The sequence below is a fragment of the Pseudomonas rhodesiae genome (genome assembly GCF_013285305.1).
In the GTDB taxonomy this organism is placed as follows: Bacteria; Pseudomonadota; Gammaproteobacteria; order Pseudomonadales; family Pseudomonadaceae; genus Aquipseudomonas; species Aquipseudomonas rhodesiae.
In genome coordinates this window covers 1,394,733-1,407,554 of sequence record NZ_CP054205.1, presented here as the reverse complement: position 1 = coordinate 1,407,554, position 12,822 = coordinate 1,394,733, and the positions used below count along the sequence as shown (strand labels likewise).

The window sequence follows — 12,822 nt, the reverse complement described above, 5'->3', positions numbered from 1 at the left end:
CCGATGGCCATCGGCATCTACATAGATCTCAGGCTGACCCACAACGGTGTGGTGAGCGGGCTTGCCCCGCGCGGGGCAGTTCGCTCGCCACTCAATTCAAGGCTGAAACCACCGTGCATGCAGCGACGTTCTGTCACTGTTACCAAATCGGAAATGATGCATCTTGCGATTTGCGCTTTCTCTCGGCGCGTCATCTCTTTATCCTTGCCGCAACAAACTGAAACGTTTCACGCCTGCGGTCGATCCCATCTTGCCGAATATCTCCCATACCCAAGACAGCGCTGTCTTATCTCGACCTGCGCCTGGGGTTCAATCGCCCGCCGGTGGATAACCCCCACTATCCCCCACAAAAACCGAAATAACGCTGAACCAAGCCCGCGCCGAATCGTCATCTACAGTGAGTGAAGCACGGGGTTACACAATTATTCCAACGTCACGGAGAAACACACTATGAGCACTGATGGTGCTTCGAGCCCAAGCCGCCTGCTGCCCAGGCTGCTCGGCGTCTTGCTGCTGATCATGGGCCTGGCCCTGCTGGCCGGCGGTATCAAGCTGACCACGCTCGGCGGGTCGCTGTACTACCTGCTGGCCGGTATCGGTATCACCCTCACCGGCATTCTGCTGCTGGCTACCCGCCGCGCGGCACTGGGCCTGTACGCACTGGTGCTGTTCGCCAGCACCGTGTGGGCACTGTGGGAAGTCGGCCTGGATTGGTGGCAACTGGTGCCGCGTCTGGCGCTGCTGTTCGCCCTGGGCATCGTCATGTTGCTGCCGTGGGTTCGTCGCCCGTTGCTGCGTGGTCAACCTGCGCCACTGGGCACCGGCGCGCTGAGCGTGGCCGTGGTGCTGGCCGGTGCGACCGCCCTGGCCAGCCAATTCACCAACCCCGGTGAAATGGTCAAGACCGGCGAACTGGACCGTGACGCTGTACCGGGCATGGCCAGCGTTGCGCCGGCCCAGGCCGATGGCGACTGGAATTCCTACGGCCGTTCGGCCTTTGGTGATCGCTATTCGCCGCTGGCGCAGATCACCCCGGAGAACGCGCACAAACTGGTGCCGGCGTGGACCTATCGCACCGGCGACATCCCTGGCCCTAACGATCCGGGCGAGACCACCGCGGAAAACACCCCGCTGAAAGTCAACGGCATGCTCTACGTGTGCACGCCGCACAGCCAGGTCATCGCTCTGGACCCGGACACTGGTAAGGAAATCTGGCGCTTCGATCCGAAGATCAGCAGCCAGGGCGCCGAGAACTTCAAGGGCTGGGCGCACATGACATGCCGTGGCGTGTCGTATCACGACGACGCCGTCTACGCCTCCGAGCAGAGCCCAACCGGCAGCGCCAGCCCGGCCGCCGCGCCGAATGCCTGCCCGAAACGCATCTTCGTGCCGACCGCCGACACCCGCCTGATCGCCCTGAACGCCGACACCGGCAAGATGTGCGAAGACTTCGGCGACAAAGGCCAAGTCGACCTGCGCGCCAATATCGGTAGCTTCGCCCCAGGCGGTTACTACTCCACCTCGCCACCGGCCGTGACCAAAAACCTGGTGGTGATCGGTGGTCATGTGACCGACAACGTTTCCGTCGACGAGCCAAGCGGTGTAATCCGTGCGTTCGACGTGCACACCGGCAAGCTGGTGTGGAACTGGGACAGCGGCAACCCGGACGACACCACCCCGTTGGCCGAGGGCAAGACCTACACCCGTAACTCGCCGAACATGTGGTCCATGTTCGCCGTGGATGAAAAACTCGGCATGCTCTACCTGCCGATGGGCAACCAGATGCCCGACCAGTACGGCGGCGACCGTACCGATGAATCCGAGAAGTACGCCGCGGGCCTGACCGCCCTGGACATCGACACCGGCCATGTGAAGTGGACCTTCCAGTTCACCCACCATGACCTGTGGGACATGGACGTTGGCGGCCAGCCTTCGCTGATCGACATCAAGACCGAAGCCGGCGTGAAGCAGGCGGTGATGGCGTCGACCAAACAGGGCAGCATCTACGTGCTGGACCGTACAACCGGCCAGCCGGTGGTGCCGATCCACGAAGTGGCCGTGCCTCAGGGCGCAGTCGCGGGCGACCGTACCTCCCCTACTCAGCCGAAGTCCGAACTGAACTTCATGCCACCACCGCTCAAAGAGCGTGACATGTGGGGTGTGACGCCGTTCGACCAGATGCTGTGCCGTATCGATTTCAAATCCATGCGCTATGACGGTCCGTTCACCCCGCCGTCGTTGCAGGGTTCGATCGTGTACCCAGGTAACTTCGGTGTGTTCGACTGGGGTGGCATTTCCGTCGACCCAGTACGTCAGATCGCCTTCGTGAACCCGAGCTACATGGCGTTCAAATCCAAACTGATCCCGGCCGCCGACATCGCCAAGCAAGGCCCGCGCGTCAGCGAAACCGAAGGCGTGCAGCCGAACAAAGGCGCACCGTACGGTGTGATCCTTGAAGCCTTGCTGTCGCCGATGGGCTTGCCCTGCCAGGCGCCGGCGTGGGGTTACGTGGCGGCGGTCGACCTGACCACCCACAAGACCATCTGGATGCACAAAAACGGCACCGTGCGTGACAGCTCGCCGGTTCCAGTGCCTCTGACCATGGGCGTACCGAGCCTGGGCGGCACCTTCACCACGGCCGGTGGTGTGGCGTTCCTCAGCGGCACCCTCGACCAATACCTGCGCGCCTATGACGTGAAAAACGGCAAGCAACTGTGGGAAGGCCGCCTGCCAGCTGGCGCCCAGACCACCCCGATGACCTACACCGGCAAGGACGGCAAGCAATACGTGCTGGTCATGGCCGGCGGTCACGGCTCCCTGGGCACCAAGCAGGGTGACTATGTGATGGCGTTCAAACTGCCGGAATAAGCGTTACCGGCGATAAGACAAAGGCGGCTTCCCTTACGGGTAGCCGCCTTTTTCATGGGTTCAATACGGCTGCTGGTCAGCCAATAAAAAGTTCTCACTGCCCCGCCGCCATAGGGGCACAGCTATCTACAAGCCTTCGAAAACATGCGGTTCTTGTGGTGAGCAAACCGGCTGTGGTGAGCGGGCTTGCTGTGGTGAGCGGGCTTGCCCCGCGCTGGGCTGCTTCGCAGCCCCTTTCCAGGCGATGTGGTCTTGTCTGGCGCACCGTGGTGTCTTGGTTTGGGGCTGCTTCGCAGCCCAGCGCAGGGCAAGCCCGCTCACCACAGCGTTATGAGCCAGTCTTTGAGATTTGCGTTGATACTGCCGTATTTCGCCGATATGAGAGCGGCTTCAGGCCTTCACGTTCTGCCGGATATTCCAGCCGAACTTCACCGGCCCACCCTCCTTGGCGCCATCGGCTTTCTGCGGTTGGTAGCTGACGTCGACGGTGGCGAAATTCAAGGCGATGCTGTCGAAGAGCACATCGTCCTGACTATTGGCACCGGTGCCGTAAGACACCACCATCACTTCCTTCAGGGTGATCACCAGATACTCCACAGGGCTGGAACCGCCCGCTTTGCGCACCACCAATCGTGCTTCGGGATAATGCTTGCCGCTGGCACAGGCCATCATCAGGTTGGGGCTGGATTTATCCAGCGGCTTTTTCAGGTTCAGGTTGGCAATATTGACCTTGCCCGCGCCCCTCCGGTGCCTGAGTGCATTGAGCCGGTCTGCGACAACCCCACGCCCATTCGGTGATATCAATCTCATCGCGATGGGCCTGGTCTCGTGATTCACCCTTGATATCGCCCAGTTTCAAAAACATATCGACTGCCATATTGGCTCCTTGTCGTGTTGTGCGTCGCAAGTAACGTGGGGCGCACTGTTCTCGAACCAGGGCGGCGCTCACAAGATGGCAATGCGGGATCGAGAAGCACCTGTCTTGAAAAGGCGAAACGTCCGACATTAATTTGCGCCGCTGCATCTTTACCCTCTCGACTCCCCAAAAACCCAGGAGTTAAGGAATGACGACCGCCTTGTTCAAGGATGGATTCCCCTCGGCCCACCGCACCACCCGCCAACGCATTGAAAGCAGCATCGACCTGCGTCGATTGTTCCACGCCATCGATGCCGACCCTGTGCTGATTGGCGCAGGGGTGGTGTACATCGATGCGGACTTCAACGTGGTGACGCTGCGCGAGTTCCAGGCGATTTGCACTGTGCAGCCGATCAAAGTGGTATTGCGGGAGGCGCCCCGGTATGTGGGGCCGGTGGAGTTCAAGCGAATGCTGGAGCATGAACCGCGGGAATCGCGCTTGATGATTGAGGCGCTGAATACCGCAGCGACGTGTGCAGGAGTACTGCTAAGTTGGGTGGTCGTTACAAGTGGAGTTGCGCTAATGCCTTTTACGGCGGGTGCCAGCTCAGTCATTTCGTTTGTAGGTAAAGCCGCAGCAGTTGCAAGTACAGCCCAATGTATCGCTGGCGTTATACGCACAGGATCAGAAGCAGCCTTTCCCGAATTTAATGATTATCTGGATAACGACGCCTGGTATCAGGCCGCGACAGCAGTGCTGGACGGCATTGCTTTGCTGGGAATGGCCACATCAGCATTGGTGACAGTGAACGTCGTCACCACAATCACGAAAGTGACCGGAAAGAGTACTCGTCAAGTAATCAAAGGCCTTACGCGGCAAGAGCGGAAAAAGCTGAACGATGAGTTGCTCAAAATCCGAGACCCGAGGCTGTCGCACAAACAGCTCAAGCTGGAAAAAGCTAACGGCAATGCGCCCAAACGCGTCAGTGCCCTACACATGAAACAAGCGACCGCCGTCCACATAATGGAGGCCACAGCCGCCTCGCTGAGCTTTACCAGTAGTGCTATGTCTGGAAACGTCAGGACATTGGCACTGGGCGTGTATGAGGAATTCAATCAATGAACGATCACAGGAGGGAAACGAGCGGCTCTTATCCAGCAGCCTTCATTGAAAATCCCTGGGGATTGCTCAAACGGTACATGCCGGTAATCGGAGTCGATGCGCTTGTCGGGTGTTTGTCGATTGGGTTGACCGCAATCCTGGCGATGCTGACCTATCTTTCTCAATCCTCTATAGAATTTTCCGTAAGAACATCTCTTCTAAGCGGTATGGGTTTAGGTGCGCTGTTTGCCCTCGCCAAATACGAAGTGCTATACGGTCGCATCCACTGGGTCTGGGTAAACGTCGCGATATACCTCGCCTGTCTGCTGGTAGCACTTCCCAGTATTGCCTACCGCCCCAACGCCTACCTTTACTCCCTCTGCCTGCTCAGCCCCCTGATCGGCCTTTTGATCCTCAACAGCAACCGCTGCCGCGAACTGCGCCACAAAATGGTCGAAATCCGCCACAAGCGCGAAGCCATCATCGCGACCCTGAAAAAACAGGGCCGTTGGAAATGGTGGTAAGCCTCCACCCCATCCCCTTGAATGGTCCAACCTCGATATCCACACATCCTCGGTGAAAACATAACCTGAGAAAATGCGATTTTTGTGGTGAGCGGGCTTGCCCCGCGCTGGGCTGCGAAGCGGCCCCCAAGCCCAGCGCCTCGGTGTGCCCGATAAAACCACAGTGTCTGAAGTGGGGCTGCTTCGCAGCCCAGCGCAGGGCAAGCCTGCTCACCACAACGTTATGTGTCAGCCTCTGCGCCTCTGATATGCCCTTATCCGAGCATCGGTATCCACACATCCTCGGTGAAACATAACCTGAGAAAATGCGATTTCTGTGGTGAGCGGGCTTGCCCCGCGCTGGGCTGCGAAGCGGCCCCAAAACCGGCAACGCGGTGTACCTGAATCAACGCGGCGTGTGTATGAGGGGCCGCTTCGCAGCCAAGCGCGGGGCAAGCCCGCTCACCACAGAAGCCCTGCTCATACATGGACGCCCCCAGTATGCCAAGCACTCAATTCGTGAAAACACAGACGGCCATCGGGGGCAAGCCCCCTCCCACATTGGAATGGGGTTGGCGCTGGGATCAGTGCTCGATCACTTCGCCGCGCATGGGTGCCAGGCGAGCGAGCAGGCGGTTTTGCGTGGGCACTGGGATCCCTTCGCTGTCCATCGCTTTGATCAGATCCTCCACCAATGCGTTGAAATCACTGCGGCTGACGTTCTGGCCTTTGTGGCTCTCGGCCATGCTGTCGCCGGTGTAGGTGCATGGCCCGCCGGCTTCGACGCAGAACTGTTCGATCAGCTTGTTGCGCAGGCGCTGGATGTCGATACGCCGGAAGCGCTCGACGATGCGTTCGTCGCGGGCGATGTTGAGCAGCATGCCTTCGACGATGCGGGTGATGCCGGGCATGGCGCCGAGGTCGCGGTAGAGGCTGTCGTCCTTGGGCGGTTGCTGGGCGCAGGCGCTCAGCAGCACCAGCAGTAGCACGGGCAATACGCGCATCAGAAACTCCCCTGGACGGACAGGTAAGTGCCGTTCTGGTTATCCAACGTGGCGATTTCCCCCAGCCGTGCATACGCCAACACAAACGACACATGCTTGCTGGGGAAGTAGGCGAGGAACACGTCCGCCCAGTCGCTTTCTCCGGCGAAGGACAGGTTGTCGGGTTTCTCGCGGTACTCCACGCCCAGCGCCCAGCGCGGGTTGAACAGCAGCGCCACCGAGCCTTCCTTGAGCAGGCTGCGGCGGTCGCGGCGGTCGCCGCCAAAACCGAGCAGGCCGGTTTCATTGGCGCGGCTGTAGCGCAGGCCGCCGTTGACCAGCACGTTGTAGCCAAAGGCCGCGCCCATGAACAGGCGGCTGGCGGCCAGGTAGCCTTCCACATCGCTGTCACGCTTGGCGCCGACCAGGCGCGGAATATCGAACGTGTTCTGATGCTTGTATTGCAGGCCCAACGAAACCTGGGGCAAGCGGTCGTAGATCACATCGCCGAACAGCCGCACTTTGACCCCCAGCACATCCTGGCCGAGGTGGTCGTCGGGCAGGTTCAGCTTGTGTACCAAGGTGCCCAGGTCAAAACGTTGCCGAGCGAAAGAGACTTCCACGCGGTTGTCGTAGGCCAGCGCCAACCCGGCGACATCGAGCCGGTAGTCCGGCAGGTCGACCGTGGTGGCAAACGCCGTGGCGCCCCATTCGTGTTGCTCGCCGTAACCGCTGAGCACCGCCCACGGGGTGATGCCGCCGCCCGCCGCGCCTTCCAGGCTGCTGGCGCCGCCGGTGGCGATCAGGCGACCGTTATCGGCCAGGGCGGCGGGCAGGCTCAGGCTGGCCATGCAACCGATCAGTAGAGAAAGACGCACGTCATAGCCCTCAATGCACCTGCGAAGTTTGCGCACTGAGAGGCAAGGCCACCCAGGCTTCGAAAGCGTCGGCGCTCAAGGGCCGACTGATCAGGTAACCCTGCGCCGTATCGCATTGCCAGCGCTCCAGCAGGCGCAGGCTGTGGGCGTACTCGACCCCCTCGGCGACCACCTTGAGCCCCAGGTTATGGCTCATCTCGATGGTGGAACGCACGATCACTGCGTCTTCGCTGGTTTCGTCCAGGTTGCGCACAAACGACTGGTCGATCTTCAACTCTTGCACCGGCAGGCGCTTGAGGTGGGCCAACGACGAGTACCCGGTGCCAAAGTCATCCACCGACAGGCTGATGCCGCACTCGCGCAGCAGGTGCAGCACTTTCAAGGCCTTTTCCGGTTCGCGCATCACCGCGCTTTCGGTGATCTCGAACACCAGCTGTTCGGCCGGCAGCCCGTAGCGCCGCAACAGCGCCGAAACGCGGTGGGCCAGCTCATCGCCAAGCAAATCGTCGGCCGAGATGTTCAGCGACAGTTGCAGGTACAGGCCTCGGCGGTTCCATTCGCACAACTGGCGGATGCCCTCTTCGATCACCCACTGGGTCAGCAACTGGATGCTGCCCGAACGCTCGGCCAGAGGGATGAATTCCGCCGGCGAAACCATGCCGAACTGCGGATGCTGCCAGCGCAACAGGGCTTCAGCCTGACGCACATGGCCCAGACGAATATCCAGTTTGGGCTGGTAGTGCAGCAGCAACTGGCCTTGGCCGGGGGCGTGGCGCAGGTCGCGGATCAGGGTGATCTGGCGACGATGAGCAAGGTCGCGGCCCGGCTCGTACACCTGCAAGCGACCGGGCATTTGCGCGGCGTCCTTCATGGCAATCGCTGCGCGTTCCAGCAGGCTTTGTGCAGAGTCGCCATCGTCCGGGTACACAGCGATGCCCAAGCGGCAGTCGAGCGCCAGGTCGTGGCCGGCAATACGCTGGGGGCGCAATAGCAATTGCTGCAGCTTGTCGGCCAGGCCCACCGCCTCGTCACGACCGGCGCCATCAAGCAGCAGCAGGAACTCGTCGGCGATCAGATGCGCCAGGGTGTCCCGTGGGCGCAGCACGGCTTGCAAGCGTCGGCTGACATTGAGCAACAACTCATCCACGGCGTCCGGCCCGGCGGTTTCGCTGGCGGCGCGCAGGTTGTCGATGCCCAGGTAAATCAGCGCCATCGGCCGCTGGGTGGCAATCGCGCTGCCCAGGCGCTCCATGGCCAGCGCGCGGTTGGGCAAACCGGTGAGGCGATCATGCAGCGCGTTGTGGGCCAGTTGCTGTTCACGCTCGGCGATGCCGCTTTGCATCGCGTTGAGCGCCACGGCCAGGCGGCCCAGTTCGTCGCTGCGGGTCAGGATGACCGGGGTCTGGTAGTCGCCATGGCCAATGCGTTCGGCGGCCTGGGCCAAGGCTTGCACCGGACGCGACACGCCCCGCGCCAGCAGCAATGCGCCGACCAGCGACGCCGCCAACGCAACCAGTGCGATGGCCAGAATCTTTTCATCCAATGGCACAAAGGCTTGCATTGCCGAATCCAGCGGGCTTTGCAGCAAGGCCAGCACCTGGCTGTCGGCGTTGCTGGCCAACACCAGCGATTGGCTGAGAAAACGGTGTGCCAGATGCTCGGTGGTGGACACGCCCTCATGGGTGGACGCCCCCAGCATCAGACTGACGATACTGTCGCGCAGCACCTGGGGTTGGGTGCTGACCAGCGTCCCGGGCTGCTGGCGGTCGATGGCCAGGAACGACACTTCCAGATTGCTCAACGAACGCAGTTCATCGGCGAACGCCGTGTCCATGCTGAAGCCCATCACCACCCGCGCAATCGGCAACGGTGCCAGCACCGGCGCTTCCACCAGCAGGTGCGGCGTGCCTTGCAGCGGCACGATCAACAATGCGGCCTGGCGCTGGCGGCGCATTTCGCGCAATGCCTGGTCGTAACGAAAGCTCGAACCCTCGGCGACTTCGTCGACGGTGCTGGCCAGGACTTTGCCGTCCATGCCCAGCAGGATCATGTCGCTGGCATTGATGCGTTTGCCATGGTTGAGCAGCACCGAGCGCATCGTCGCCGAATCGCCACTGGCCACGGCATCGCGAAAGCCAAAGTCGGCCGCCAGCAGTTGCACGCCATCGGCCAGGCGCCGGCCGCGCACATCCAGCAAACGCTCGAACACCCGCGTGCCCACCTGCAACTGGGCCAACGCCTGGCCATGGACAGCCTGGCGGGTGGCCATCTTGACGCTGAAATACAGCGCGCCGATCACCACCAGCGACAGCAGGATCAGGACCGTGGCGACCCGCGCCTGGTAACTACTGCGCAGTTTCACGGGCAGCTCGATTGAAGGCGTCACCGAAGGCGGTCGGCGCCGGTGGCAGGTCTGCCGAGGCGGGTTGCAGGGTGAGCTGCACGCGGTGGCTCAGGCCGGCGGCGGGAATATGCAAGGTGCCGCCGTCCAGCGGCTGCATATCCGCCAGTTGCGGGTGCCACAGGGTGGCGTGGTAATCCCCCGGCGCCAATGGTTCCAGGCGCACACGGCCTTGGGCATCGCTGACACCGAAGTGAGGATCGTCGGTGACATAGATATAGCCGAGCATCCAGTCATGGATATTGCAGCCCAGCACCACCACGCCCGGTTTGTCGAACAGCAGTGGCGCGGTCGGCGTGCCTTCGTACAGGCGCAGTTCGAAACGCTTGGCGGCCGAAAATGAATACACCTGATGGCGAATATTGTCGCTATTGGGGAAGCGCACCTGGGTGCCGGTATGCACCGCCAGCACATGGGGGGCGAAGCGCTGGCCACGTTGGTCCATCTCCGCCTTGGGCGCGACGGCCGCCACAGCGGCCGGGCCTTGCAAAGTCACAACCGCATCGCTGACCGGGCTGCCATCGGCCTGCTGCACCAACACCTCAAGGGTGGCCGCCGAGACGGGCGCTGCCGCCGCCAGCAACAGCATCATGCGAGATAAAAGGTTTACACATCGGGCCATGGGAGATCCGGTAGAAAGCGGCCAGCCTTGGCGGAAAAGAACGGTTACGGCCATGATGCCGCAATCAAGGCAAAATGCCACTATTGAACACAGGAGGACGCTAAACCGTTGGTCGGTAAAAAACTGTGCAAACGGTCAGGCTCCGTAGAAGTTATCGACCATACCTAAAAAAGCTGTAGTCACCTGCAAGGTGTCTAGACCGCCGCGCGTTCGCGCCGCATCCACATCTCAAAAGCCATGGCGTTGAGCGGCCGGCTGATCAGGTAGCCCTGGGCGGTGTCGCAGTTCCACTGCTTGAGCAGCTTCAAGCTGGGTTCGAACTCCACCCCTTCGGCCACCACTTTGAGCCCCAGGTTGTGGCTCATCTCGATAGTCGAACGCACGATCACGCCGTCGCCGCCCTCGTTGTCGAGGTTGCGCACGAAGGACTGGTCGATCTTCAGCTCCTGCACCGGCAGGCGTTGCAGTTGGGCGAGGGAGGAATAACCGGTGCCAAAGTCATCCACCGACAGGCTGATACCGCAGCCGCGCAGTTGCTCCAACACGCTAAGGGCCTGGCGAGGGTTGTGCATGATGGCGCTCTCGGTGATTTCGAACAGCAATTGCTCGGCGTGCACACCGTGCTGGGCAAGCAAAGTGGTCACGCGGATCGCCAGATCGTCGTCGGCCAGGTCGTCCACCGAGATATTCACCGACAACTGGATCAACAGGCCGCGCCGCGCCCATTCGGCGATCTGGCGGATGGCTTCTTCGATCACCCAGTGGGTCAGGCTGGCCATGCTGCCGGTGCGCTCGGCCAGGGGAATGAACTCGGCCGGCGACACCAACCCCAGACTGGGGTGCTGCCAGCGCAGCAGGGCTTCGGCCTGGCGTACCTGGCCGTGCTTGAGGTCGAGCTTGGGCTGGTAACACAGGTGCAACGCACCTTCGGCGGCGGCACGGCGCAAGTCGCGAATCAGGGTGATCTGGCGCTGGTGGGCGAGGTCGCGGTCCTGCTGGTAGATCTGCAGATAGCCCGGCAGCATCGCCGCATCGTGGCGGGCGATGGCGGCGCGGCTGATCAGTTCTTCGACGTGCTGGCCGTCATTGGGGTAGACCGCAATGCCGATGCTCACTTCGTGGCGCAGCTCGTCGTTGCCGATGCGTTGAGGCTCGGTGAGCAGCGCATAGAGGCGGTCGGCGCGGGCCACGGCGCGGTCGATGCCGATATTTTCCAGCAACAGCAGAAATTCGCTGCCGGACACCCGCGCCGCAGTGTCACTGGCCAACAGGCTCATGGACAGGCACCGGCTGGCCTCGCGCAACATATCTTCAACCCCCTCCGGGCCGAAGCCTTCGTTGATTGTGCGGTAGTTTTCGATGCCCAGGTACAGCAGCGCCACCGGCCGCCGCGCACTGATCGCACTGCCCAAGCGCTCCATGGCCAGGGCGCGATTGGGCAGCCCGGTAAGGGGGTCGTGCAAAGCGTTATGGGCCAGTTGCCGTTCACGCATGGCGATGCCGCTTTGCATGGCGTTGAAGGCGCGGGCCAGCAGGCCGAACTCATCGTGGCCACGCACCCGCACCGGGGTGCGGTAGTCACCGGCACCGATCCGCCCGGCGGCGTCCACCAAGGCATTGAGCGGCCGCGACACGCGTCGCGCCAGAAACAACGCGCCAGCCAACGACACCACCAACACCGCCAGGGCAATGCCGAGAAACTGCCGGTCCAGCGGCGCAAAGGATTCCAGGGCATGATCCAGCGGGCTTTGCAGCAACACCCGCACGTCATCGCCCTCACCGGTATTGGCCAGCGTCAGCACCTGGCTGAGCACACGCTCGCCGTAGAACCGATGGATATGCGCCTCGGGGTCCGGACGGGCCCCACGCAACAGGTTGATCACCGTGGCCTGATAAGCGTCGGGCTGGGTGCTGAATAATTGGCCGACATGCCCGTTGCGCATGCTGAGGAACGACACCTCCAGGTTGCTCATGGAGCGCAGTTCATTGGCGAACAACGTGTCCATGGGAAAGCCCATGACCACGCGGGCGATGGGCGTTGTGTCGACGACTTCGTCCTGCACCAGCAAGTAGGGGCGCTGGTCCATGGCCACGATCAACATCTGCAAGCCACTGCGCCGGGCCCGACGCAGTGCCTCGGCATAAGGGAAGACCTGGCCCCGCGTAACCCCCGGCAAGGTGCTGACCATCACCGTGCCGTCCAGCCCCAGCACCAGCACTTCGCTGGAACGGATGCCGCTGCCGTGACGCTCCAGCACATCCAGGATCGACGCCGAGTTGCCCTCGGCCACCGCGCTTACGAATGGGCCATCGGCGGTCAGCCAGTCGAGGCCGTATTGCAGGCGCCGGCCCCGCAGGTCCAAGAGGCGTTCGAACACCTGGCTGCCGGTTTTCAGTTGGGCGCGGGCCTGGTTCTCCACGGCGCGGCTGGTGGCGGCCTGCACCGCAAAGTAGGTCGCGGCGACCACCACCAACAGCAGCAGCGCCAATACGCCGGCAATGCGGGTCTGGAACGTATGGCGCCACGTCATCGGCGTGCCCTCTGGCAGCGTTCGTCTGTTTCTGCCACTACGTCCATTTGTCATGTGCATTCCCTGCGACAGCTGACC

General features: G+C 62.0%; 8 protein-coding genes and 1 pseudogene. 3 read left to right on the top strand and 6 right to left on the bottom strand.

Translation table 11 applies throughout. The annotated features are described in order from the left end of the window. Window positions 1-450 precede the first annotated feature (450 nt). The gene (locus HRH33_RS06285) at window positions 451-2,868 is read left to right on the top strand and encodes a glucose/quinate/shikimate family membrane-bound PQQ-dependent dehydrogenase (RefSeq protein ID WP_034096080.1); all 2,418 of its coding nucleotides are present in this window, start codon (window positions 451-453) and stop codon (window positions 2,866-2,868) included. A gap of 390 nt (window positions 2,869-3,258) precedes the next feature. Here the strand turns inward: HRH33_RS06285 and HRH33_RS06280 are convergent. After that, window positions 3,259-3,874, bottom strand: a pseudogene (locus HRH33_RS06280) (Hcp family type VI secretion system effector). A 58-nt stretch (window positions 3,875-3,932) separates the two neighbouring features. Between HRH33_RS06280 and ssp4 the strand changes: the two are divergent. Further along, the gene (ssp4, locus tag HRH33_RS06275; RefSeq protein ID WP_040267384.1) at window positions 3,933-4,847 is read left to right on the top strand and encodes an Ssp4 family T6SS effector; all 915 of its coding nucleotides are present in this window, start codon (window positions 3,933-3,935) and stop codon (window positions 4,845-4,847) included. After that, entirely contained in the window at window positions 4,844-5,350 is a 507-nt protein-coding gene (locus HRH33_RS06270) for a hypothetical protein (RefSeq protein WP_034096077.1), read from the top strand. The genes ssp4 and HRH33_RS06270 overlap by 4 nt, the downstream gene beginning before the upstream one ends. Before the next feature lie 563 nt (window positions 5,351-5,913). Here the strand turns inward: HRH33_RS06270 and HRH33_RS06265 are convergent. From HRH33_RS06265 to HRH33_RS06245, 5 genes are all read right to left on the bottom strand, one after another. Beyond that, window positions 5,914-6,333 (bottom strand): group I truncated hemoglobin, encoded by a 420-nt coding sequence (locus HRH33_RS06265; RefSeq protein WP_047881593.1) that lies wholly within the window; start codon window positions 6,331-6,333, stop codon window positions 5,914-5,916. After that, on the bottom strand, window positions 6,333-7,163 hold the full coding sequence (locus tag HRH33_RS06260; RefSeq protein ID WP_167417320.1) for a DUF3034 family protein: 831 nt from the start codon (window positions 7,161-7,163) through the stop codon (window positions 6,333-6,335). The genes HRH33_RS06265 and HRH33_RS06260 overlap by 1 nt, the downstream gene beginning before the upstream one ends. A 37-nt stretch (window positions 7,164-7,200) precedes the next feature. Beyond that, window positions 7,201-9,552, bottom strand: a complete 2,352-nt coding sequence (locus tag HRH33_RS06255) for a putative bifunctional diguanylate cyclase/phosphodiesterase (protein WP_167417227.1) — start codon at window positions 9,550-9,552, stop codon at window positions 7,201-7,203. Continuing rightward, window positions 9,536-10,213: a methylamine utilization protein gene (locus HRH33_RS06250; protein WP_034096073.1), complete on the bottom strand. Its 678-nt coding sequence runs from the start codon at window positions 10,211-10,213 to the stop codon at window positions 9,536-9,538. The genes HRH33_RS06255 and HRH33_RS06250 overlap by 17 nt, the downstream gene beginning before the upstream one ends. A gap of 194 nt (window positions 10,214-10,407) precedes the next feature. Further along, window positions 10,408-12,744 (bottom strand): putative bifunctional diguanylate cyclase/phosphodiesterase, encoded by a 2,337-nt coding sequence (locus tag HRH33_RS06245; RefSeq protein ID WP_167417228.1) that lies wholly within the window; start codon window positions 12,742-12,744, stop codon window positions 10,408-10,410. Between the last annotated feature and the right edge of the window lie 78 nt (window positions 12,745-12,822).

Excerpts from the sequence above, each read along its gene's own strand:
- HRH33_RS06285 (WP_034096080.1), top strand. The coding sequence starts at position 451 with ATGAGCACTGATGGTGCTTCGAGCCCAAGCCGCCTGCTGCCCAGGCTG.
- ssp4 (WP_040267384.1), top strand. The coding sequence starts at position 3,933 with ATGACGACCGCCTTGTTCAAGGATGGATTCCCCTCGGCCCACCGCACC.
- HRH33_RS06270 (WP_034096077.1), top strand. The coding sequence starts at position 4,844 with ATGAACGATCACAGGAGGGAAACGAGCGGCTCTTATCCAGCAGCCTTC.
- HRH33_RS06265 (WP_047881593.1), bottom strand. The coding sequence starts at position 6,333 with ATGCGCGTATTGCCCGTGCTACTGCTGGTGCTGCTGAGCGCCTGCGCC.
- HRH33_RS06260 (WP_167417320.1), bottom strand. The coding sequence starts at position 7,163 with ATGGCCAGCCTGAGCCTGCCCGCCGCCCTGGCCGATAACGGTCGCCTG.
- HRH33_RS06250 (WP_034096073.1), bottom strand. The coding sequence starts at position 10,213 with ATGGCCCGATGTGTAAACCTTTTATCTCGCATGATGCTGTTGCTGGCG.
- HRH33_RS06245 (WP_167417228.1), bottom strand. The coding sequence starts at position 12,744 with ATGACGTGGCGCCATACGTTCCAGACCCGCATTGCCGGCGTATTGGCG.